Origin of the sequence: Labrys sp. LIt4 (assembly GCF_017813775.1) — a bacterium.
GTDB lineage: Bacteria > Pseudomonadota > Alphaproteobacteria > Rhizobiales > Labraceae > Labrys > Labrys okinawensis_A.
In genome coordinates, this window is the sequence record NZ_JAGIPY010000017.1 from 90,318 (window position 1) to 111,422 (window position 21,105).

Consider the following 21,105-nt stretch of genomic DNA (forward strand, 5'->3'; position numbering starts at 1 on the left):
GAGGGGCAGAACCAAGCCTAGCCAGTTTCTATTCTCACGCCTGCTTTGCCACTTCCTCCACCGCCAGCCATCCCCCCTCGACACGCACCACCCTGATACGCGCACCAGCGCCTGCGTCGGGACCCCTGACCTGCCACACCGTGTCGCCGACCCGGATCCGCCCCTCGCCGTTCACGATGGGGTCGGCCAGGGTGAAACTCTGGCCGACGAGTGCATCGGCCCGGCGGTTGAGGAAGGGCTGCTCCTTGTCGGACGCATCGGCCCTGTGGGCGAAATGCCGGCCGATCCAGGCGAAGACCACGCCGAGAGCTGCGAACAGCAGCAGGGCCAGCGGCCAGCTCAATGGCAGGAAGAGGCTGACGACACCGATAGCCGCGGCGGCGAGGCCGAGCCAGATCATGAAGGCGCCGGGCAGAAACACCTCTAGGCCGATCAGCACGGCGGCCAGAACGAACCATCCCCAGACATTGATGGACGCAAGTTCGGTCATGGGCAGCTCCAGTCTCAATCCTGGCCGGTCCGCGGCACGCCGGAGCCGGCGCGCTTGGCCGGCGAGGCTGCATCCCCGAAGGTCGCCTTGGCGATCTCGCCGATACCCGCGAGCGAGCCGATCAAGGCCGTCGCCTCCATCGGCAGCACCATCACCTTCTGGTTCGGTGCCGTCGCCATCGCCTGCATGGCCTTCACATATTTGTCGGCGATGAAGTAGTTCAGCGCGGCGACATTCCCATGCGACAGGGCTTCGGAGACGACCTGCGTCGCCGCCGCTTCGGCCTGGGCCGCGCGCTCGCGCGCCTCCGCATCACGGAAGGCGGCTTCCTTGCGCCCTTCAGCTTCCAGCACCTGGGCCTGCTTGCGGCCATCGGCCCGCAGGATCTCCGCGCGCTGCTGGCCCTCGGCCTCGAGAATGACCGCCCGCTTCTCGCGCTCGGCCTTCATCTGGCGTCCCATCGAGGCGATCAGGTCCGCCGGCGGCACGATATCCTTGATCTCGATGCGGGTGACCTTGATGCCCCAGCTGGTCGCCGCCGCATCGACCACGGTCAGGAGCCTGTTGTTGATCTCGTCCCGATGGGAGAGCAGCTGGTCGAGATCCATCGAGCCCATCACCGTACGGATATTGGTCATCAGCAGGTTGAGGATGGCGCTGTTGAGATTGGCCACTTCATAGGCCGCCCTGGCCGCATCGATCACCTGGAAGAAGGCGACGCCGTCGACCGCCACCGAGGCGTTGTCGCGGGTGATGATTTCCTGGGTCGGAACATCCAATACCTGCTCCATCATGTTCATGCGCACGCCGATGCGATGAAAAATCGGCGGTACGATGTTGAGGCCAGGCTGAATGGTATAGGCGTAGCGGCGAAAACGCTCGACCGTGTAATTGTAACCTTGCGGCACGGTCTTCACCATCTTCATCAGGAAGAACAGCAGGACAATGGCCAAGACAAGCACGGCTGTCGTTGCGGTGAGCGGAATATCGGGCATGGCGGTTTCCAGGATCGGGCGAGATCTCACCATGTCTAGCGGTGACCGCGAAGGCTGCAAAGCGCTCTTGCGAATTCGTACAACCGGAAGATGCGAAAACGCACGACGGCCGCCGCCAGCAATGCCATTGCGCTTGCTTGGGTGCGTGATATTAGGATGTATCGAACGAAACGTTCGGCAAATCGAACGAATTGCCGGACGGGCCTTGGGTGACGTGGGAAAAGCAGACGCATGTCGGAAGGTGAGCAGCTACGGGCGAGCTTCCCGGAACTGGCCCGCAAACAGGCAGACCAGCCCGATGACAGCCTGATCGTGGATTTCGGCCCGGAACGGCCGCTCCGCCTCGACAGCGGAGTCGATTTTGCCCCGCTGCGCATCGCCTACACCACGGCGGGTACGCTGAATGCGGCGCGATCCAATGCGGTGCTGGTCTGCCACGCACTCACCGGCGACCAGCATGTCGCCAGCATCCACCCCGTGACCGGACGCGCGGGCTGGTGGGACACGCTGGTGGGGCCGGGCAAGCCGATCGACACCGAGCGCTTCTTCGTGATCTGCCCCAATGTGATCGGCAGTTGCATGGGCTCCTCCGGCCCGGCCTCGACCAATCCGGCGACCGGCCGGCCCTATGGCCTCGATTTTCCGGTGGTGACCATCGCCGACATGGTGCGGGCGCAGGCCATGCTGCTCGACCATCTCGGCATCGAGAGCCTGTTTGCCGTGCTCGGCGGCTCGATGGGCGGCATGCTGGTCCTGCAATGGGCCGCCTCCTACCCCGAACGGGTCTTTTCGGCGCTGTGCATTGCCAGCGCCGCCCGGCATACGGCCCAGAACATCGCCTTCAACGAGGTCGGTCGGCAGGCGATCATGGCCGATCCGGACTGGCGCGGCGGCCGCTATATCGAGGCCGGCACCAGGCCCGCCAAGGGCCTGAGCGTCGCCCGCATGGCGGCCCACATCACCTATCTTTCCGAGGACGCGCTGCAGCGCAAATTCGGCCGCAACCTGCAGGATCGCGCCGCGCGCACCTTCACCTTCGATGCCGATTTTCAGATCGAAAGCTATCTGCGCTATCAGGGCCTGAGCTTCGTGGAACGCTTCGACGCCAATTCCTATCTCTATGTCACCCGCGCGATGGACTATTTCGATCTCGCCGCCGAGTATGGCGGCTCCCTCGCCGCCGCCTTCAAGGGCACGCATACGCGCTTTTGCGTGGCATCCTTCACCTCGGACTGGCTTTTCCCCACCAGCGCCTCGCGCCAGATCATGCATGCGCTCAACGCCGCCGGCGCCCGTGTCTCCTTCGTCGAGATCGAGACCGACAAGGGCCACGATGCCTTCCTGCTCGACATACCCGAGCTGTTCGAGATGGTGCGCGGCTTCGTGGGGGCCGCCGCCCGCGAGCGAGGCGTGGCATGAGCAGGTTCCGCCCCCGCGACACCAGGACGATGACGGCCCAGCGCAGCGCCACGGCGGCGCCGGGCAGCCGCCTCGATTTCCTGCAGATCCGCGACATGGTGATGCCCGGCGCCCGCGTGCTCGATGTCGGCTGCGGCGATGGCGAATTGCTGTCCCTGCTGGAGGCGACGCGCGGCGTCGATGGCCGCGGCATCGAGATCAGCCAGCTCGGCGTCAACGCCGCCGTCGGGCGTGGCCTCGCCGTGATCCAGGGCGACGCCGATTCCGACCTCTCCGACTATCCCGACGACAGCTTCGACTATGTGATCCTGTCGCAGACCCTGCAGGCCACCCGCAATCCGCGCCAAGTGGTCGAGGACATGCTGCGCATCGGCCGGCGTGCCATCGTCTCCTTCCCGAATTTCGGGCATTGGCGCATTCGCGGCCAGATCATGTTCCGCGGCCGCATGCCGGTGACCGACAACCTGCCCTATGCCTGGTACGACACGCCCAACATCCATTTCTGCTCGATCCGGGATTTCGTCGAGATGGCGCGCGGCCTCGATGCGGTGATCGAACGCGCCGAGGCGCTGACGCTCTCCGGCCAGCCGGTCCAGGTCAGGGCACCGTGGTGGTTCTGGAACCTGTTCGGCGAACAGGCGGTATTCCTGCTACGGCGGCGCTGAGTTGCTGTCTGGGGACGCTCCCCTGTCATCCCCGGCTAGGCCGAAGGCCGAGGGAAGGGGATCCAGGGGCATAAGTCGAGCCCCTTAATTCCTAGATCCCCTTCCCTGGCTGCGCTCGCCGGGGATGACAGTATTTCTGATTCATTTTCGAAAAGTAGCAAGCTCACGCCCCGTCGGCGACCCGCCCGGCCGCCGGGCTCGGCAGCAGCACAGGCGTGAATTTCGGCGACACGGCGCGCTTGGCGCGCACGGTGATCGGGCGGAACACCTGCTTGGAGGCCTCCACGATGTGCACGCCGGCGAAGGGGGAGGCAAAGCGCCCGGCAAAACGCTCATAGGCCGGCGCGGAACGCAATGCCCAGCCATGGAACATTGGCGGCAGATAGAGCGCCTCCGTCCAGTTCACCGGCGAGAACAGCGCATCGCGCAGCAGCCGGGTCAATTGCGGGCGCGAGAAGGGCCGGCCATTGCCGAAAGGCGTGGCATCCGAACGCGCCCAGACCCCGCGCCGGTTAGGCGCCACCAGCATCACCGTACCGCCCGGGGCAAGCACCCGCCAGATCTCGCGCAGCGTATCGAGGGCGGAATCCGCCTCCTCGAGCAGATGGATGGCCAGCACGCGGTCGAGGCAGCCGTCCGCCAGCGGCAATTCGGTCTCCTCGACCAGCGCTGCGGCAAGCGGGCCGTTTTCAGGCCATTCCAGCACACCCTGCGTCGCCGGATTGAAAGAGACGACGCGTTCGGCCTCGTCCCGGAACATGGTGAGATAGGGGGCGGCAAAACCGATGCCGGCGACGCGCTGTCCACGCAGGTCGCTCCAGCGCGCCCGGATCTTGGTGGCGATCAGGCGACCGGCCACGATGCCAAGATTGGTCGAGTAGAAGTCGCGGAGATCGACGACATCGAGCGACATTGCAACCAACACCCACTTACGACAGCTGCAGGTCGACCCTGCAAACCGGAATGACGCCGCCCCGTGCCTTGCCAACTCCCGCCAGGACCGAGCGTCTCCGTGCCCTACCGATCGCGGGCACGCTGACAGTTGAAACCGTTCAGCCGGCAAGCGCAATAGAATGCGTGAGCCCTCTCCCATGCCGGGAAAGGGCTCACGGATCAATCGATCAAGAAAATCGGCGTCAGTTGGTCGCCGTAGCGCCCTGCTCGCCGCCCAGGCCCAGCCAGCGCTTGTAGAAGGGCTGCTCGGTCGGCGGATTGGTGATCGCCGGCGGCAGTTCGGCCATCTGCGCGGCCGGCAGTGCCGCCGCGGCCATCATCGGCTTGCCCGGCGTCAGCGTCTTTGCCTTGCCCGGCTTGGGCTTGGCATCGGGCACCGTGCCGGTCTGGATCGGATCGACCTTGATCGCCGCAACCGGCGAAGCCGGCTGCTCGGTCGGCGCAAAGCCAAGCCAGCGCGCATAGAAGGGCTGGCCTTCCGGCGCGGCCGAAGCCACCAGCTGGCTGGCCGGCGCACTGGAAGCAACCGGTGCAGCGGCCACCGCCACCGGCGTCTGCGGTATCGGAGCCGGCAACTTGCTGCCCATCAGGCGGGCATAGACGGCCTCCTGGCGCTTGGCGACAGCCTTGGGATCCGCCGCGCCCTTGATCGGCTTGCGGGCCACTGCGGCTTCCGAATAGAGCAGGCTTTCGGCTGCGGCATAGGTGACGCGATGGGCCGCATTCGCATCCGCTTCCGTCGCCGGGGCACCCGCGTCATTGAGCGCCACTTCGGTCACGTCGACGCGCGAATAGCTGAAGGGCCGATCCTTGCCGGGCACCGCCGACTGATCGACGGCACGCGCTGCGAACACCGGATTGGAACCGCCGTCCTGATAGATATAGTTGACGGCCTTGGTACCGGAGGCGATCAGCGCGGTGATCTTGGCATCGTCGCTGCGCCGCTTCTCGTAGACGGCGGCAGCCACGCTTTGGTTCGCCGGAGCGATACCGCACTCGGTCCCGCCATTGCCGTTGAAGACATAGCGGCCCTTGCAGACATCGACCTTCACCGTCTGCTTGGTGACCTCGAAATTGTCGGTGCCTTCCTTGAGATTCTGCCAGAAGCCGATATTCGGATTGCGGCGATTGCGGGCCATGTTCTCGGGCGTCATGCGGAAGGGCAGCGACTGCACCTGGAACGAAGCCTGGCCGCCCTGCAGCGCCTCGCGCGCCACGGCATAGATCTCGGCCACCTGCTTGTCGGTCATGGCAAAGCAGCCGCGCGAAGAGCAGGAGCCGTGCACCATGATGTTGCCGCCGGCGCGGCCGAGCTGACGATCGAAATTGTTGGGATAGCCGATGTCGAAGGACAGGTAATATTGCGAATTCGGATTGAGGCTGCTCATGCTCACGGCATAGAAGCCCTCGGGCACCTGCCGATCGCCCTCGCTCTTCTTCGGACCGAGCTGGCCCGACCAGCGGCAGACCGGATAGCTCTTGAGCAGGGCATAACGTCCACTCGATGTCTGCTTCCAGATTTCGAGTTCGGACTCCTTCTTGTAGATGCGCACCAGGATCGGCGCAGAACGCGCCATGCCCTTGGCCTGCATTTCGGCAATCAGCGCCTGCGGCACCGGGCTAGTCGAGCGAACACTTGCGCCATTCTGATTGGAACAGGCCGCCGCCAGCAAAAGAACCGGCACGGCCATTGCAATCTTGCGCATCAACTTGAAGTGAGCGGTCATGAACCAGTGAACCCGTGCAAAGTCAGTAATACAGACTAAGGGACATTTACAGTCAACGACCACTCGCCGCAAGTCGTGGGCCAATCGTGGTTACGCAACAGCGTGAACGAACTCTTAACGGCACAATGCCTGATTCCACGCCCTGCCGATAGGGGCCTTTCACCCGAAACTGGCTGGCGACCCTATAGATTTCCTCACCACTCGACAAGCATCGCCGCGACGAGACCTCGGACCGCACAGGACAATGGATTGCGGGATGGAGTCTTCGCCGCTCCCCCCGGGCGAACGAGCCGCCCCTATACTGCGTATGAAGCGGGCTGATCCTGAGCCTGCTCGCTGTCATGGACCTGTCGCACGCGCTGGCTATCCCTAGCGCAAAGCGCGTTCAGGGGGAACGCGCTGTCTTCCAGCTCTTTGTTTCGGCGCGTCTTTGCAAGTGCGGCACCTTCGCCAAACCGCGGGAGGCTCCAGTGACAAAGTCGGCTTCGCATCGCGAAAGGATTGCCATGCGCACGCTCCTCGCCGCTCTTGCGGTCACCACCATGCTGATCGGTCCCAGCCAGGCCGCGGGCATCTATCCTCTCGACCGCGCCACCATCCTGGCCGGCTCGCCCTTCGACTTCAAGGCCGAGTTCGCCGGCACCGTGAAGCCGGAGGATGTGCGCGTTACCGTCAACGGCCAGGACTACAAGGGTGTGTTCGGCAAGGACGTCGAGTTCATCGCCTCCGAAAAGGGCAAGGACGACAAGGATCTCGGCTCGGCGGTGCTGCTGCGCGGCCTCACCCTCGGCGTGCCCGGCACCTACAAGGTCGAAGTCTCGGCCGGCGGACAGAGTCGCAGCGTGACCTGGGACGTCTTCGGCACGCCCGCCACGCCCAAGGCCAAGAACATCATCTTTCTGCTCGGCGACGGCCTGACGGTCGCCAATCGCACCGGCGCGCGCATCATGTCCAAGGGCATGACCGAGGGCAAGGCCAATGGCCGTCTCAACATGGACGACCTCGACCACATGGCCTTCATCGGCACTTCGGCCACGGACGCCATCGCCACGGACAGCGCCAACACCATGTCGGCCTATATGACCGGGCACAAGACGGCGGTGAACGCTCTCGGTGTCTACGCCGACCGCACGCCCGCCACCCTGGATGATCCGCGTGTCGAGACTATCGCGGAGGCGCTGCGCCGCACGTCCAAGAAGTCGATCGGCGTGATATCCACCGCCGAGATCGAGGACGCCACCCCCGCCGCCGTGGTCGCCCACACCCGCAAGCGGGCCGACAAGGCAGAAATCGTCGGCATGTTCTACGACGTGAAGCCCGAAATCATCCTGGGCGGCGGCTCGGCCTATTTCCTGCCGAAATCGACCACCGGCTCCAAGCGCAAGGACGACAAGGACTATATCCAGCTCTTCAAGGATGCCGGCTACACTGTCGCCACCGACAAGGACAGCCTCGCCGCGGCTTCCGGCACCAATACCGGCAAGATCCTCGGCCTCTTCCACACCGGCAACATGGACGTGGCGCTCGACCGCAACCTGCTCAAGAAGGGCACGGTGGAGAAGTTCCCCAACCAGCCCGGCCTGGTCGACATGACCAAGACGGCCCTCGACCAGCTGTCCAAGAATCCGGAAGGCTTCTTCCTAATGGTGGAAGCCGCCACGGTCGACAAGATGTCGCATGCGCAGGATGGCGAGCGCTCGCTCTATGACACCATCGAATTCGACAAGGCAATCGGCGTGGCGCGCGAATTCGCCAAGACCCATCCCGACACGCTGATCGTCGCCACCGGCGACCATACCCATTCCATGTCGATCATCGGCACCGTCGACGACAGCAAGCCCGGCACCGACATGCGCGAGAAGGTCGGCATCTATGCCGAGGCCGGCTTCACCAATTACGAGGACAAGGACGGCGACGGCTATCCCGACAAGATCGATCCCAGCAAGCGCCTGGCCATCGTCTACGGAAACTATCCCGATCACTACGAGACCTTCAGCCCGAAGCTGGACGGCCCCTATGAGCCGGCCATCCAGAACGAGAAGAAGGAATATGTCGCCAATCCCGCCTATAAGGACGTGCCCGGCGCCGTCTTCGTGCAGGGCAACATCCCGCGCAACAACGACAGCACCGCCCACGCCGTCGACGACGTCGTGCTGCAGGCAACGGGCCCGGGCGCCGAAGGCTTCAAGGGCTATCTGGAAGAAAGCGACGTCTATCGCGTTCTTGCTGACGCCTTCGCGCTCGGCGCCTCCGGCCCTCAGAAGGCCCAGATGCAGTAAGGCTTTGCCTGAAATAAACGAGTCGAATTGGCTCAACCTTTGTCATTGCCGGGCTTCACCCGGCAATCCAGCCCTCCTCCCGGCACTGAAGACGAGGCGGTTGGATGCCCGGGTCAAGCCCGGGGCATGACAATGGCAGCGTTTCAGTTGTTGCCGACAACGCCTAATGATCGGACGGCAACCCTCGGGCGGCTAGCCGCCCGATGGCGATGTTTCTCGAGAGCGCCGACCTCGGCCCGCGTAAGAGCTCACCATGACGACCATCCCTTTCCTGTCCCGCCGCCATGTCGTGACTCTGCTCGGGCTGTCGCCTCTCCTCCTGGCTCGACCGGCCCTGGCGGCCCCTGCAACGCTCGGCTTTCCCGAACTCTACGGCAAGATCAGCGTGCTCGGCCTGGAATTCTCGGCCAAGGTCAAGGAGCTCGACGGCAAGGACGTGGTAATGAGCGGCTTCATGGCGCCGCCGCTCAAGGCCGAGGCCACCTTCTTCGTGCTCACCGAAATCCCGATGTCGATCTGCCCCTTCTGCTCTTCCGACGCGGACTGGCCGGACAATATCGTGGTGATCTATCTCGACGAGAAGCAGACCTTCGTGCAGCCCGGCACCAGGATCGAGGTGTCGGGACGCCTGGAAATGGGGTCCTGGACCGATCCGGAAACCGGCTTTCTCAGCCGGCTGCGCCTGCGGGATGCCCGCTACTGGGTGGTCTGATCCCGTGCTGGCGCTCAAGCTCGAAAATATCACCATCTCCTTTCCCGGCCTCGCCGCACCGGCGCTGCGCATCGAGCGGCTGGCTCTGGCCGCAGGCAGCCAGCTCGCCGTGACCGGCCCGTCGGGCTCGGGCAAGAGCACCTTCGTCAACGTCGTCACCGGCCTCGAGCGCGTCGCGCAAGGCCGGGTATGCTGGGGGGAAACCGACATCGCCAAGCTGCCGGAGGGCGCCAGGGATCGCTGGCGCGGGCAGAATATCGGCCTGGTCATGCAGGATTTCCATCTCTTCCCCGGCCTGTCGGCCCTGGAGAACGTGCTGCTGCCGCTGCGCCTGTCGGGGCGTGCCGGCAAGAGCGCGATCGAGCGCGGCCACGCCCTGCTCCAGCGGGTGGGCTTGTCCCGGCCGGATCAGGCGATCGACGGCATGTCCCGCGGCGAGATGCAGCGTGTCGCCCTCGCCCGGGCGCTGCTGCGCCGGCCGGCCGTGCTGGTGGCGGACGAACCGACCGCCAGCCTCGACGCCGAGAGCGGCGCCCTCGTGGGCGACCTCCTCATCGAGCTTGCCGGCACGGAAGGCTCTACGCTCATCGTCGTCTCGCACGACACCGCACTCACGAGCCGGCTGGCAAGGCGGCTGACGCTCGCCGCCGGCCGCGTCGCATCGGACGAGCAAATAAGGGCGCAGGCCGCATGATCCGCTTCATCCTCGCCGATCTGCGCCGCGTCTGGGAGGGCGCGCTGGCCGTGGTGCTGCTGGTGGCGCTGGCGACCGCACTCGGCGTCGGCGTGGTGCTGCAGGAACGGGCGATGCGCCTCGGCAGCGCCCGTGCCGCAGACAGGTTCGATCTCGTCATCGGTGCCGCCGGCAGCGAGGCCCAGCTGGTGCTCTCCTCCGTCTTCCTGCAGCCCTCGCCTTTGCCCCTGATGCCGGCGGAGACGCTGCGCAAACTCGCCGCCGATCCGCGCGTGGCCTGGGTCGCCCCGATCGGCTTTGGCGATTCCTACCAGGGCCGGCCGATCGTCGGAACCACCACGGCCCTGCTGAAGGCGTTGTCGGATGGTCTTGCCGAAGGCCGCGCTTTCGCCGCCGAGGGCGAGGCGGTGGTCGGCGCTGCCGCCGGCATTCCACTCGGCACCCGCATCAAGCCCTCGCACGGCATGGCCGAGGAAGGGGGCCATGCCCATACCGAACTCGCCTATACCGTGGTGGGACGCCTCAAGCCGAGCCATACGGCCTGGGACAAGGCCGTATTGGTGCCGATCCAGGCCGTCTGGCATCTGCACGGGCTCGGCCATGCCGAGGAAGCCGCCGATCACGATGCTCATCACGAACATGAGGGCTCCAAGCCTGGAGAAGCCGACCATGGCGAAGCCGGCCATGAGGAGCATGAGCATGAGCATGAAGGCGCGATCGACGCGGCGGCTCCGCTCGACGAGAGCTTTGCCACTACCGCCGCCGGCGTGCCGGCCCTGCTGATCAAGCCCCGCACGATCGCGGACGCCTACAAGCTGCGCCAGGCCTATCGCGGCGAGGGCACGCTCGCCGTCTTCCCGGCCGAAGTGCTGACTCGGCTCTACGCCACGCTCGGCGACGCCCGCACCGTGCTGGTGGCGGTGGCAGCCGGCGCGCAATTGCTGGTGGCGGCGGCCCTGATCTTCGTGACGGTGATCCATGTCGGCCAACGCCGGCGCCAGATCGGCGCGCTGCGCGCCCTCGGCACGCCGCGCCTGACCGTTCTTGCCATCGTCTGGTCCGAGCTTTTCGTCCTGCTCGCACTCGGCATCGCAGCCGGCTTCGCGCTCGGCTATCTCGGCGCCCTCACCCTATCGGGCTGGGTGACGAGCTGGAGCGGCATGGTCCTGCCGGTGGCGTTCACGCGGGCCGATCTCGGCCCCGCCGCCCTGCTGGCCGGTTTCGCTGCCCTTCTCGGCCTCGCCCCTGCCTTGCTGGCCTATCGGCAATCGCCGGCGGCAGCGCTGAGGGGGTGAGGCGCAGACGCCTTGACCATGTCATTGCGAACGTAACGGAGCAATCTAGGAGTTACAGCCGATATTCGCGACCCAGGATTGCTTCGCTACGCTCGCAATGACGCGTGAATAGCAGCCCCCCTCTACAGGCTGCGGCCGATCATCAGATATTTGTCCTGGCGCGCCCGGATCAGGGCTTCGCGGGACTGATTGAAGAGTTCGCGCAGCGAATTCTGAATGAAGTCACCGGTGGTCTCGATCGCCTTCTCGGGCGTGCGATGCGCACCGCCTGTCGGCTCGGGAATGATGGCGTCGATCACGCCGAACTTCAGGAGATCCTGCGCCGTAATCTTCATGTTGTTGGCGGCATCCTGCGCCTTGCTGGCCTCGCGCCAGAGGATGGAGGCCGCGCCTTCCGGCGAGATCACCGAATAGATGGAATGCTCCAGCATCAGGACCCGGCTCGCCGCCGCCACCGCGATGGCACCGCCGGAACCGCCTTCGCCGATGACGACGGCAACGTTGGGCGAGCCCAGCCCCAGACAGGCATCGGTCGAGCGGGCAATCGCCTCGGCCTGGCCACGCTCCTCGGCATCGATGCCCGGATAGGCGCCGGCCGTGTCGACGAAGGAAATCACCGGCAATTCGAAACGATCGGCCATTTCCATCAGACGCACGGCCTTGCGATAGCCTTCGGGCCGCGCCATGCCGAAATTATGCCGGATGCGGCTTTCGGTGTCGGAGCCCTTTTCATGGCCGAGGATGCAGACGGCCTCGCCGCGGAAGCGGCCGAAGCCGCCGATGATCGCCTCGTCGTCGCCGAACTTGCGGTCGCCGGCAAGCGGCGTGAAATCCTCGATCAGGGCGGCGATATAGTCATTGGCGTGCGGACGCTCCGGGTGGCGAGCCACCAGGGTCTTCTGCCAGGGCGTGAGCTGGGCATAGAGATCGCGCAGCGCCTGGTTCGCCTTGGCCTCCAGCCGCTGGATCTCATCCCCGATCGCCACTGCGTCACCCGACTCCGCCATCGCGCGCAGTTCCTCGACTTTGGCCTCGAGCTCGGCCACGGGTTTTTCAAAATCGAGATAGCTGCGCATGGGTGCCCAAATGACGACGAAAGGAGCCGGAAACTGGCGTCTCACGCCAGGGAAGTCAAGGAAGGGTTTCGCATATCTCCCCTTCGCACAGACCGTTCACCGCTTCATGACGAACGGAGCAGTCCGGCGAAAGGCACTATTTCTGCCGTCGCTGCCGCTGGGCGCGGGCGAGGACGGGCAACACCATCCGGGTCGGCAGGACCGACAGGATGGCAACCATCAGCCTCGGGATCATGCCCGGCACCACCACGGTACGACGCCCGAAATAACCGGCCAGTCCGATATGGGCAACATCCTTGGCCGAAAGCGGGCGCGTCATGGCGATAACGCCGGACCTGCCGAAACCCGCCCGGGCGCCGAAGCGGGTGGGCACCGGGCCGGGGCAGAGGGCGCAGACGCGGATACCGCTCTCCCGCTCCTCGAAAGCCAGAGCCCGCGTCAGCGACAGCACGAAGGCCTTGCTGGCGTAGTAGACGGCAAGCCCCGGCCCCGGCGTGAAACCGGCGACCGAGGCGACGTTCAGCACGCCGCCTTCGTTCTCGCGGATCTCGGGCAGGAAGGCGAGCGTCAGCGCCAGCAAAGCCCGGCAATTGAGGTCGACCATGCCGATCTGGCCGGATACCGGCAGGTCCGCCATGTCGCCGGCCAGGCCGAAGCCGGCATTGTTGACCAGGTGCCGGACGCTGAGGTCCTGCTCGCGCAACGCGGTCCTGACGGCCTCGGCAGCATCGGCCCGCTCGAGATCCAGCGCGGCGACCGCAACGAAACGCCCCGTCGCCGCCGCGATCTCGCCCTGGACGCGCAGCAATTCGCCCTGCGTCCGGGCGATCAGCATGAGGTCCTCGCCCTGCTCGGCCAGGGCATGGGCCAATGCCTCGCCGATGCCGCTGGATGCGCCCGTGACCAAGGCGACCGGACGGCTCACTCGCTGGCTTCCGGCAGGAGCACGTCGTTCTGGGCAGCCGCCTTGCTGCGGATCGTGGTGCGCGCCGGCACCGGCACATCGAGGGCCTCGGCGACGCGCCAGACGAGATTATCCTCGAACTCGTGCAGCATACCGTCGGCGAACACGATCTCCCACATCATCTCGACGATGCGCTGGCGCCCTTCGATGTTGTAGGCGCGCTTCACCACGCCGGTGAAATCATTGAAATCGAGGGCATCGCGATTGCGCTCGCCCGCCGCTGCCAGCAAAGCGCGGGTCTCGTCCTCATCGAGCGAAAAGCGTTCCTGCAGCAATGCGGCTACCCGCGCCTTCTCGGCCGGACTCTCGACCCCGTCCACATTCATGGCATAGACGAGCAACCCGGCGGCCGCGACGCGATGGTCGGTCTCGTCGAAGACGTAACGCGGCCTGGCCGGTCCGCCCGGTGCAAAACCGCGTATCAGCTTTTGCAAGCGAGCCAACATGGCAACATCCCGCCTCGGAACCATACCCGTGCAGAACGCGCGTTCACGGCTGAACGTGCCTTGCACCAACTCTTCAGTTCGACGTTCTTTGCGGCTTGCGGTGATTCCGTCAAACGGCAAAGACCCTGTCCTGCGCTGGCTCCGATTATGGCCGCCCGGCTGACCCAGAAGGCGATAAATAGAACCTGAGTTCAATATGCGGGGGCCCTGCGCAAGTTCAACCCGTCGACAATAAAAAAGCCGGCGATCCCGTGGGATCGCCGGCTGCTCAGGTAAAACCGATTGGTTTGGCGCCTATTCGCTCGCGGTTTCCGCGCTCGCTTCAGCCGTTTCACTTGCGGCGGCAGCCTTCTTCGAGACACGGCGCTTGCGCGGACGCGGGGCGACGGCAGCCTCCGCCTCGGCTTCCACCGCTGCGGGAGCAGCTGCAGGAGCCGCTTCTAGCGTTGCGGCAGGTGCCGGGGCGGCGGGGGCCATTGCCGGCGTGCCGGTGATGAAGGAGGGCAAGGTGGAAAGGGCATGGTCGTCATGCAGATCCGGCTGGGGCTGGTCGACCGGCACCACCGGTGCCGGCTGGAACGCGCCGCGCTCGCCCTGCCCCCGTTCGCTGAAAAGCGGCCCGTCGCCGGCATTGGCGCGGTCACGGAAGGGACGATCGCCACGATCGAAGCGGCGGTCACGCCGGCCATGGCGCTGATTGAAGCGCGGTTCGCCACCACCCTCGCCCTCGGCCGCCTGGCCATTGGGCTGTCCGTCGAACTGACGGTCACGCTGGCGCTCCTCGCGATAAGGCCGCTCCTCGCGGGGCTGCCTGTCCTCGCGCGGCTGGCGCTCCTCACGCGGGCCGCGCTCGCCGTTGAAACGGTCATTGCGGTCGCGGAAACGGTGCTCGCGCTCGCGGTAAGGCTGGCCGCCTTCGCCGCGCTCGCCGAAATTGCGGTCACGTCCCGGCTGTACCAGGCGCGGCTGCTCGTCGAAGCCCTGCGCGCCGCCGAACTGATTCGCCGGCGTACCGAACCCCTGCGGCATCGACGGGATCGGGCCCTCGAAATCGGCATCGTCGCCGTCTTCCTCGTCCTCGGCACCATGGCCGAAGGTCTGGTCGCTGGGAAACTGGGGCTGTGCCGCCGCGATGATGCGGAAATAATGCTCTGCATGCTGCAGATAGGACTCGGCCAGGATCGGGTCGCCGGAGGATTGGGCATCGCGCGCCAGCTGAACGTATTTTTCAGCAATGTGGGCGGCGGTTCCACGAACCTTCACGTCCGGGCCATTCGACTCATAGCTCCGGCTCAGCGGGTTCGGACCCTTGCCGCCGCGTGAACGGCCACGCATACGCTTTTGCTGTCCCTGCCTCATAGATTGATCTCATTCTCCGCTATAAACCTGCGCAATCTCGCGAAGCGACGGCGAACCTTCGTCATGGCCATTGCATCGCAGCAGTCAATGCATGGGTCAGGAAAACCATGGTTCAGCCTGCGTCGGGCGCAGCAGCACACTCCGGCAGATCGCCACCTTGGCTCTTGGTACCGGAATAGGCATTTCCATCGTTAGGGCGAACGAGCGCTTCGCTCGATGTTCGACTAAAAGTGCATCTGCACTCGAGCCGGCTCGTACTATCGACGCCAGCCCCGAACGATTTGTGTATCTCTAGATAGTCGCTCGCGCGGCAAAGTCCAAGCCCTTTTTAAAGAGCTTGGGCGCTTTTTACAGAAAATATGCTGCCCAATCGAGATTTTGCGGCCTGTGAGGTTTTTTGGCAGCTCGGCTTGTCATTCGCGCCGCGATGGCCCATATACGCGGCGGGAGGTTGGCGGTGGACGCAACACTCGCCAACCGGGTCAGGTCCGGAAGGAAGCAGCCCCAACGAGACCGCTGCGGGTCTTCGTCCAACCTCCTACCTCATGCAGTGGCAGCGGATCGCGAGGGACCCCTTCCAGGGATTCGGGGGAATTGATGGAAGACGCGACGCCGACCGACAGCCAGCCCTACCGCGTCCTCGCCCGCAAATACCGTCCCCAGACCTTCGACGACCTGATCGGCCAGGACGCGATGGTGCGTACCCTCTCCAACGCCTTCGAGACCGGACGCATCCACCAGGCCTACATGCTCACCGGCGTCCGGGGTGTCGGCAAGACCACGACGGCGCGCATCCTGGCACGCGGCCTCAACTACGAGCCGCCGGAAGGCGGCGGCAGGCCGACCATCAACATGCCGGGCCTCGGCCGCCACTGTCAGGCCATCATCGACAGCCGCCACATCGACGTGATGGAGCTCGACGCCGCGTCCCATAACGGCATCGAGAACATTCGCGAGATCACCGACAGCGTGCGCTACGCCCCGGTCTCGGCGCGCTTCAAGGTCCTCATCATGGACGAAGTCCATATGGTGACCACGCAGGCCTTCAACGCGTTGCTGAAGACGCTGGAAGAGCCGCCGCCGCATGTAAAATTCATTTTTGCCACCACCGAAATCCGCAAGGTCCCGATCACCATCCTGTCGCGCTGCCAGCGCTTCGACCTCAGGCGTGTCGACAGCGGCCTGCTCGCGCGCCATCTCGGCGCGATCTGCGAGAAGGAAAGCGTTTCGATCGACGCGGAGGCGCTGGCGATGATCGCGCGGGCCGCCGAGGGCTCGGTGCGCGACTCGCTGTCCCTGCTCGACCAGGCCATCGCCCATGGTGGCGGCACGATCGACGCCGAGAGCGTGCGCGCCATGCTGGGCCTCGCCGACCGTTCGCGCGTGATTGACCTGTTCGAGGCGGTGATGCGCGGCGATGCCGCTTCGGCGCTCGACGAACTGCGCGCCCAGTACGACCAGGGCGCCGATCCGGCGGTAGTGCTGTCGGAGCTCGCCGAATTCACCCATTTCGTCACGCGCGTGAAGATTTCGCCGGCCGCCGCCAATGATCCTTCGGCAACCGAAGTGGAGAAGGTGCGCGGCTCCGAACTCGCCGGCAAGCTCTCGATCAAGGCGCTGACGCGCCAGTGGCAGATGCTCCTCAAGGGCATTCCCGAGACGCAGACCGCCGCCAAGCCGCTCGCTGCCGCCGACATGGTGCTGGCGCGTCTGTGCTATGCGGCCGACCTGCCTTCGCCCGACGACCTCATCCGCCAGCTCACCGAGAATGGTGGCGCCCTGCCCTCGCGTGGGCCTGCGGCACCGCCGCCGGCATCCCCACCGCCCGCCCCGCGGGCCCAGCTGATCACGGCCGCCACCCAGGCGCAGTTTCAGCCGCAACCGCAGCGGGCGCTCTCGCCCGAGCCGGCCTCGGCCGGGCAGCCCAGCCGCGCGCTCGCCAGCTTCGCCGAGATCGTCGCCCTTGCCATGGAAAAGCGCGACCTGCCGCTCAAGCTGGCGCTGGAGCGGTTCGTGCGGCTGGTCGCCTTCGCCGATGGCCGCCTCGACATCGCCCTCGAGCCCGGCTCGCCACAGGGCCTAGTCAACGATCTCTCGCGCAAATTATCGGACTGGACCAATAAGCGCTGGCTGGTGGTGCTGTCCTCGGAAAGGGGCGAGGCGACCCTGCGCGAGCTCGCCGAAGCGCGGCAGGCCGCCGTGCTCTCGGGGATCAGGGCCGATCCCTTCGTCCGTGCCGTGATGGAGCGCTTTCCCGGCGCGGAGATCGTCGACATCCGGGACAATGCCCCGGTGGAGACGCAATCCCTGGCGCCGGCGCCCGACGATGGCGGCGATCCCGACGATGCCGAGGAGGCCGCGTCCTACTCGGCCGACGACATCTGAACACAGGAACAGGAGTTCCCATGAAAGACGTGATGGGCATGATGAAGCAGGTTCAGGCCATGCAGGCCAAGATGCAGTCCCTGCAGGCCGAACTGGAACAGACCGAGGTCGAGGGCGTGGCCGGCGGCGGTCTCGTCAAGGTGCGCCTCACCGCCAAGGGCGAGATGAAGGGCGTCGACATCGACGCATCGCTGCTCAAGGCCGAGGAAAAGGAAATCGTCGAGGATCTCGTCCTCGCCGCCCATAACGATGCGCGTGGCCGGGCTGACCGCCTGACCCAGGAAAAGATGGGCTCGATCACGGCCGGCCTGCCTTTGCCTCCGGGGATGAAGCTGCCGTTCTGAGATCATATCGATGTGGCGGGCCATGCTGGCAGTTTTGCTGGGGATCGCCATGACGACAATGGCGCAGGCCGCCAATTATGCCGTCGGCCAGATCTGGTCCTATCGCACGCGGGCGGGCGAAGAAAACTCGCGTGTGATCATCGATAAGATCGAGGACGCCCGCACTCTGGGAAAGATCTATCACGTCACCATCAAGGGCGTGAAGGTCAAGAACCCCAAGATCGCCGGCGGAATTTCAGATACACTGCAGCATCTGCCGCTGTCCCAAGCTTCATTGGATGGCAGCGTGCTCAAACTCATTGGCACCGGCAAATCCGATCTCTCGTTTCAGGAGGGATATCGCGAATGGAAAACCGCTTTCGATGCCGGCAAGGCGGGGATTTGGACGGTTTCCATCGAGAAAATCGTCGGAGCGGTCGAGAAAGCCATCAACCAATAGCGGTTGGCCATGCCGACACGCATTGGCTGGTCTCCTTGCCAGGATAGCTGACCCGCATCGGCCAACGAACTGGCCAACACGAGCCGACGGGAGCCAGCGGGCAGACCATCACCGCGCTCTGCCCTCGGCGGTCAACTCAGCAGCGGCAGCATCCAGAACCCGAATGATTTCTTCATCGGACAGAACGCCACCCTCTTCTATGGACGCGTTTACCATTTCTCTGAGTCTGACGAGCCGCATCGCTCGTTCCTCTTTTTCCTGGGCAATGGCGCCACCAGCTTTATCCCATCCAAGAGGCATAGGATCATTCATGGCGGTATTCCTGCGCTTGCCGTAAGGCATGGCGGCTACCCCAGCGCGTTCACCGCGGCCGGCGTGTTGCGGAAGCTGATGGCCAGGCGGTTATAGGTGTTCATCAGGCCGATCGCGATGGTGAGGTCGGCGACTTCCTTCTCGGAAAACACCGCCCGCACGGCTTCGAACTCGGCTTCGGGCACGGCGGTCTCGGCAACCCTCGTCACCGTCTCCGCCCAGCGCAATGCCGCCTTTTCCTGTTCGCTGAACAGGGCACCGGCCTCGTGCCAGACCGGCACCAGCACCAGCTTTTCCTGGGGCAGGCCGTCCTTGGTCAGGTCGCGCGAATGCATGTCGATGCAATAGGCGCAGCCATTGATCAATGAGATCCTGAGATAGACCAGGTTGACCAGCATGCGGGGTAGGCTCTGGCTGACATAGCCATAGACGCCGCCGAGGGCCTTCATGCCGGCCGGAGCGGCAGCGTTGTAATCGAGGCGCGGGGCCATTTCACTTCTCCTGTTCGTAGACGGTGAGGTTGCGGTCGCCGGAATCGGCGACGAAGACGGCGAGCAGCGAGGCGGGCCTGGTCTTGCTGACATTCTCGCTGACCTGATGGTGGGCTCCCGGCTCCTCGAACCAGCTCTCGCCGGCGCGATAGACCTTGACCGGCCCGCCATTGACCTGGCTGCGGATCGAGCCGGACAACACATAGGCAAAGACGAAGGCCGTCTTGGAATGGGTATGCGCGGGCGACTTGCCGCCGGGCGCATAGCGCACGAGGACGCTGGTCATGCTCTTGCCGGGCACGTTGGGCAGCGCCTGCTCGAACACCGGCGCGGCGCTGGCCCCGCCGGATCTCGATTGCGGCGAATGGGCGAGAGCGGGGACGGCCGCGAGAGCGATGCCCGTGCCGAGCAGAAAGGCTTTGGAGATCATCATCTTGGTTCCTGTCTTGCGATGGCCGGAACATCGCTCTCTTTCGGCTCACAAAAAAGCACCAAGAATTACATGAAATATTGTACCATCGATCGCATGAACGAGCCCTTCAAGATCAGCATCGATCGCGCCGCCCAGATTCCGCTGGCCGTGCAGATCCATCGCAGCATCGCCGCCGCCATCCTCGACGGCCGACTGGGAAACGGCGTCCGCCTGCCGTCCTGGCGCGATCTCGCAGCCCAGCTCGGCGTCGCCCGCGGCACGGTGCGTGTGGCCTATGAGAAGCTCGCCGACGAGCAGCTGATCGCCGGCATGGGAGCGGCCGGCACGCGCGTGATCCACAAGGCAAGCCGCCCGCAGGCCGCGGGCCGGCTGCCGGAAGCCACGCCCCTGCCGGCACTCTTTCCCGATTTCGAGCGCCCGCCCGCCACCTTCCAGATGGGGGTGCCGGCGCAGGACGCCTTTCCCTTTTCGCTATGGTCGCGCATCATGGCGCGCAGCGCCCGCGCCGCCGCCGCGGCGCCGGTGAGCTATCCCGACCCGCGCGGCCATATCGAGCTTCGGCGCGAAATCGCAGCTTATCTCGCGCTGGCGCGCGGCATCCAATGCGAGCCGGCTCAGATCCTGGTGACATCGGGCTATGCCGGCGGCCTCGGTCTCATCCTGCGCGCCCTCGGGCTCGGCGGCCGCAAGGCCTGGCTCGAAGATCCCGCCTTCATCCTGACACGCCTCGCCCTGGAGCAGGCCCGGGTCGCGGTCACGCCGGTTCCGGTCGACCGGGACGGCATCGACGTCGCTGCCGGCATCCGCTTCGCGCCGGATGCCGCCTTTGCGGTGGTCACGCCCGGCCAGCAATCGCCGCTGGGCCTCACCCTGTCGCTCGAAAGGCGTCTTGCCCTGCTCGATTGGGCGCAGGCGCGGCAGGCCTGGATCGTCGAGGACGATTATCTCAGCGAGCTGCAATTGAGGGGGAGGGCAGCGCCCGCCCTCGCCTCGCTCGACCGGCAGGGCCGGGTTCTGCATGCCGGAACCTTCAGCAAGACCATTACACCGGCGCTGCGCCTGGGTTTCCTGGTCGTGCCGCCGCAACTGGCGGCCCGCTTCGGCGACGTTGCCGCCGCCCTCGCGCCGGCGCCGGCGGCTTCGATCCAGCGAGCCGTGGCGAGCTTCCTGGCGGAGGGCCATTACCTCCGCCATCTGCGGCGGATGAAACGCCTCTACGCCACCCGGCGCGACGCCCTCGCCGCCTGCCTTGCCGAGCGCATCGGCCCCGGCCTGACGGTGCATGCCAATGGCGGCCTCGCCGTGCTGCTCGAACTGCCCGACGCCACGGACGATGTCGCCGTTTCCCGGCAGGCCCTGCCTTTCGGGCTCGCTCCCGTTGCGCTCTCGCCCTGGTACAAGGCCACGCGCCGGGCCGGCCTGCTTCTGGGCGTCACCAATGTCGATATCGACAGCCTTGCAGCCGATTGCGACCGGCTGCTGGCGCTGGTCGCAGCCCATGGCTGAACGCGAGGCCGCCAAGACGGTTTACATTCGCCGGCACTAGTGCACACTGCGCAGCCTGCGGCCTGCGAGGTAGCGAAGCCGCGGGGAGGAATTCGATCGAGCTGGTGCGTTCCACGCAAG

General features: G+C 65.5%; 21 protein-coding genes and 1 other RNA gene. 11 read left to right on the forward strand and 11 right to left on the reverse strand.

What is annotated here, in order from left to right:
• Nucleotides 1-34: 34 nt before the first annotated feature.
• Together J8I29_RS24515 and J8I29_RS24520 are read right to left on the reverse strand one after the other, a co-directional pair.
• A complete protein-coding gene (locus J8I29_RS24515) occupies nt 35-490 on the reverse strand; it encodes an NfeD family protein (protein WP_209433644.1) in 456 nt (151 codons plus the stop codon).
• Between the two features lie 14 nt (nt 491-504).
• Nucleotides 505-1,485: an SPFH domain-containing protein gene (locus J8I29_RS24520; RefSeq protein ID WP_105861233.1), complete on the reverse strand. Its 981-nt coding sequence runs from the start codon at nt 1,483-1,485 to the stop codon at nt 505-507.
• A gap of 231 nt (nt 1,486-1,716) precedes the next feature.
• On the opposite strand from J8I29_RS24520, the gene J8I29_RS24525 reads away from it, so the two are divergent.
• Together J8I29_RS24525 and metW are read left to right on the forward strand one after the other, a co-directional pair.
• Nucleotides 1,717-2,904, forward strand: a complete 1,188-nt coding sequence (locus J8I29_RS24525; RefSeq protein WP_209433645.1) for a homoserine O-acetyltransferase — start codon at nt 1,717-1,719, stop codon at nt 2,902-2,904.
• 29 nt (nt 2,905-2,933) lie between these two features.
• Nucleotides 2,934-3,569, forward strand: coding sequence for a methionine biosynthesis protein MetW (metW, locus tag J8I29_RS24530; RefSeq protein WP_209433667.1), 636 nt, complete (start codon nt 2,934-2,936; stop codon nt 3,567-3,569).
• A 163-nt stretch (nt 3,570-3,732) separates the two neighbouring features.
• On the opposite strand, the gene J8I29_RS24535 is transcribed toward metW, so the two are convergent.
• Both J8I29_RS24535 and J8I29_RS24540 read right to left on the reverse strand, forming a co-directional pair.
• Complete coding sequence (locus J8I29_RS24535; protein WP_209433646.1) at nt 3,733-4,482, reverse strand: methyltransferase domain-containing protein; 750 nt, start codon at nt 4,480-4,482, stop codon at nt 3,733-3,735.
• A gap of 223 nt (nt 4,483-4,705) precedes the next feature.
• Entirely contained in the window at nt 4,706-6,250 is a 1,545-nt protein-coding gene (locus J8I29_RS24540; protein ID WP_209433647.1) for a murein L,D-transpeptidase family protein, read from the reverse strand.
• A 506-nt stretch (nt 6,251-6,756) separates the two neighbouring features.
• On the opposite strand from J8I29_RS24540, the gene J8I29_RS24545 reads away from it, so the two are divergent.
• From J8I29_RS24545 to J8I29_RS24560, 4 genes are all read left to right on the forward strand, one after another.
• A complete protein-coding gene (locus J8I29_RS24545) occupies nt 6,757-8,529 on the forward strand; it encodes an alkaline phosphatase (protein ID WP_209433648.1) in 1,773 nt (590 codons plus the stop codon).
• A 253-nt stretch (nt 8,530-8,782) separates the two neighbouring features.
• Nucleotides 8,783-9,241, forward strand: coding sequence for a hypothetical protein (locus tag J8I29_RS24550; RefSeq protein WP_209433649.1), 459 nt, complete (start codon nt 8,783-8,785; stop codon nt 9,239-9,241).
• A gap of 4 nt (nt 9,242-9,245) precedes the next feature.
• Nucleotides 9,246-9,935: an ATP-binding cassette domain-containing protein gene (locus tag J8I29_RS24555; RefSeq protein WP_209433650.1), complete on the forward strand. Its 690-nt coding sequence runs from the start codon at nt 9,246-9,248 to the stop codon at nt 9,933-9,935.
• A complete protein-coding gene (locus J8I29_RS24560) occupies nt 9,932-11,230 on the forward strand; it encodes an ABC transporter permease (RefSeq protein ID WP_209433651.1) in 1,299 nt (432 codons plus the stop codon). Before J8I29_RS24555 ends, J8I29_RS24560 begins: the two co-directional genes overlap by 4 nt.
• A 122-nt stretch (nt 11,231-11,352) precedes the next feature.
• Here J8I29_RS24560 and J8I29_RS24565 read toward each other — a convergent pair whose 3' ends face one another.
• The 4 genes from J8I29_RS24565 to J8I29_RS24580 form a co-directional block, all read right to left on the reverse strand.
• A complete protein-coding gene (locus J8I29_RS24565) occupies nt 11,353-12,306 on the reverse strand; it encodes an acetyl-CoA carboxylase carboxyltransferase subunit alpha (RefSeq protein ID WP_105861353.1) in 954 nt (317 codons plus the stop codon).
• 136 nt (nt 12,307-12,442) lie between these two features.
• The gene (locus tag J8I29_RS24570; protein ID WP_209433652.1) at nt 12,443-13,231 is read right to left on the reverse strand and encodes an SDR family NAD(P)-dependent oxidoreductase; all 789 of its coding nucleotides are present in this window, start codon (nt 13,229-13,231) and stop codon (nt 12,443-12,445) included.
• Entirely contained in the window at nt 13,228-13,716 is a 489-nt protein-coding gene (locus tag J8I29_RS24575) for a TerB family tellurite resistance protein (RefSeq protein ID WP_105861224.1), read from the reverse strand. Before J8I29_RS24575 ends, J8I29_RS24570 begins: the two co-directional genes overlap by 4 nt.
• A 294-nt stretch (nt 13,717-14,010) precedes the next feature.
• A complete protein-coding gene (locus J8I29_RS24580; protein ID WP_209433653.1) occupies nt 14,011-15,051 on the reverse strand; it encodes a DUF4167 domain-containing protein in 1,041 nt (346 codons plus the stop codon).
• A 469-nt stretch (nt 15,052-15,520) separates the two neighbouring features.
• On the opposite strand from J8I29_RS24580, the gene ffs reads away from it, so the two are divergent.
• From ffs to J8I29_RS24600, 4 genes are all read left to right on the forward strand, one after another.
• An RNA gene (ffs, locus tag J8I29_RS24585) (signal recognition particle sRNA small type) lies at nt 15,521-15,618 on the forward strand.
• A 54-nt stretch (nt 15,619-15,672) separates the two neighbouring features.
• Nucleotides 15,673-17,460: a DNA polymerase III subunit gamma/tau gene (locus J8I29_RS24590; RefSeq protein WP_209433654.1), complete on the forward strand. Its 1,788-nt coding sequence runs from the start codon at nt 15,673-15,675 to the stop codon at nt 17,458-17,460.
• Between the two features lie 20 nt (nt 17,461-17,480).
• A complete protein-coding gene (locus tag J8I29_RS24595; RefSeq protein ID WP_209433655.1) occupies nt 17,481-17,804 on the forward strand; it encodes a YbaB/EbfC family nucleoid-associated protein in 324 nt (107 codons plus the stop codon).
• A 22-nt stretch (nt 17,805-17,826) separates the two neighbouring features.
• Nucleotides 17,827-18,243 carry a hypothetical protein gene (locus tag J8I29_RS24600; protein ID WP_209433656.1) on the forward strand — a complete coding sequence of 139 codons (417 nt, stop codon included), beginning with the start codon at nt 17,827-17,829 and terminating at the stop codon, nt 18,241-18,243.
• A 108-nt stretch (nt 18,244-18,351) separates the two neighbouring features.
• On the opposite strand, the gene J8I29_RS24605 is transcribed toward J8I29_RS24600, so the two are convergent.
• The 3 genes from J8I29_RS24605 to J8I29_RS24615 are packed head-to-tail and all read right to left on the reverse strand — an operon-like array spanning nt 18,352 to nt 19,476.
• Nucleotides 18,352-18,555 (reverse strand): hypothetical protein, encoded by a 204-nt coding sequence (locus tag J8I29_RS24605; protein ID WP_209433657.1) that lies wholly within the window; start codon nt 18,553-18,555, stop codon nt 18,352-18,354.
• 35 nt (nt 18,556-18,590) lie between these two features.
• On the reverse strand, nt 18,591-19,046 hold the full coding sequence (locus J8I29_RS24610) for a carboxymuconolactone decarboxylase family protein (RefSeq protein ID WP_209433658.1): 456 nt from the start codon (nt 19,044-19,046) through the stop codon (nt 18,591-18,593).
• A gap of 1 nt (nt 19,047) precedes the next feature.
• On the reverse strand, nt 19,048-19,476 hold the full coding sequence (locus J8I29_RS24615) for a cupin domain-containing protein (RefSeq protein WP_209433668.1): 429 nt from the start codon (nt 19,474-19,476) through the stop codon (nt 19,048-19,050).
• Between the two features lie 72 nt (nt 19,477-19,548).
• On the opposite strand from J8I29_RS24615, the gene J8I29_RS24620 reads away from it, so the two are divergent.
• On the forward strand, nt 19,549-20,985 hold the full coding sequence (locus J8I29_RS24620; RefSeq protein ID WP_245197327.1) for a PLP-dependent aminotransferase family protein: 1,437 nt from the start codon (nt 19,549-19,551) through the stop codon (nt 20,983-20,985).
• The last annotated feature ends 120 nt before the right edge of the window (nt 20,986-21,105 follow it).

Bases quoted from the DNA above. Each gene is read 5' to 3' on its own strand.
- J8I29_RS24515 (WP_209433644.1), bottom strand. From the start codon at position 490: ATGACCGAACTTGCGTCCATCAATGTCTGGGGATGGTTCGTTCTGGCC.
- J8I29_RS24520 (WP_105861233.1), bottom strand. From the start codon at position 1,485: ATGCCCGATATTCCGCTCACCGCAACGACAGCCGTGCTTGTCTTGGCC.
- J8I29_RS24525 (WP_209433645.1), top strand. From the start codon at position 1,717: ATGTCGGAAGGTGAGCAGCTACGGGCGAGCTTCCCGGAACTGGCCCGC.
- metW (WP_209433667.1), top strand. From the start codon at position 2,934: ATGACGGCCCAGCGCAGCGCCACGGCGGCGCCGGGCAGCCGCCTCGAT.
- J8I29_RS24535 (WP_209433646.1), bottom strand. From the start codon at position 4,482: ATGTCGCTCGATGTCGTCGATCTCCGCGACTTCTACTCGACCAATCTT.
- J8I29_RS24540 (WP_209433647.1), bottom strand. From the start codon at position 6,250: ATGACCGCTCACTTCAAGTTGATGCGCAAGATTGCAATGGCCGTGCCG.
- J8I29_RS24545 (WP_209433648.1), top strand. From the start codon at position 6,757: ATGCGCACGCTCCTCGCCGCTCTTGCGGTCACCACCATGCTGATCGGT.
- J8I29_RS24550 (WP_209433649.1), top strand. From the start codon at position 8,783: ATGACGACCATCCCTTTCCTGTCCCGCCGCCATGTCGTGACTCTGCTC.
- J8I29_RS24560 (WP_209433651.1), top strand. From the start codon at position 9,932: ATGATCCGCTTCATCCTCGCCGATCTGCGCCGCGTCTGGGAGGGCGCG.
- J8I29_RS24565 (WP_105861353.1), bottom strand. From the start codon at position 12,306: ATGCGCAGCTATCTCGATTTTGAAAAACCCGTGGCCGAGCTCGAGGCC.
- J8I29_RS24575 (WP_105861224.1), bottom strand. From the start codon at position 13,716: ATGTTGGCTCGCTTGCAAAAGCTGATACGCGGTTTTGCACCGGGCGGA.
- J8I29_RS24580 (WP_209433653.1), bottom strand. From the start codon at position 15,051: ATGCGTGGCCGTTCACGCGGCGGCAAGGGTCCGAACCCGCTGAGCCGG.
- J8I29_RS24590 (WP_209433654.1), top strand. From the start codon at position 15,673: ATGGAAGACGCGACGCCGACCGACAGCCAGCCCTACCGCGTCCTCGCC.
- J8I29_RS24595 (WP_209433655.1), top strand. From the start codon at position 17,481: ATGAAAGACGTGATGGGCATGATGAAGCAGGTTCAGGCCATGCAGGCC.
- J8I29_RS24600 (WP_209433656.1), top strand. From the start codon at position 17,827: ATGCTGGCAGTTTTGCTGGGGATCGCCATGACGACAATGGCGCAGGCC.
- J8I29_RS24605 (WP_209433657.1), bottom strand. From the start codon at position 18,555: ATGAATGATCCTATGCCTCTTGGATGGGATAAAGCTGGTGGCGCCATT.
- J8I29_RS24610 (WP_209433658.1), bottom strand. From the start codon at position 19,046: ATGGCCCCGCGCCTCGATTACAACGCTGCCGCTCCGGCCGGCATGAAG.
- J8I29_RS24615 (WP_209433668.1), bottom strand. From the start codon at position 19,476: ATGATCTCCAAAGCCTTTCTGCTCGGCACGGGCATCGCTCTCGCGGCC.
- J8I29_RS24620 (WP_245197327.1), top strand. From the start codon at position 19,549: ATGAAATATTGTACCATCGATCGCATGAACGAGCCCTTCAAGATCAGC.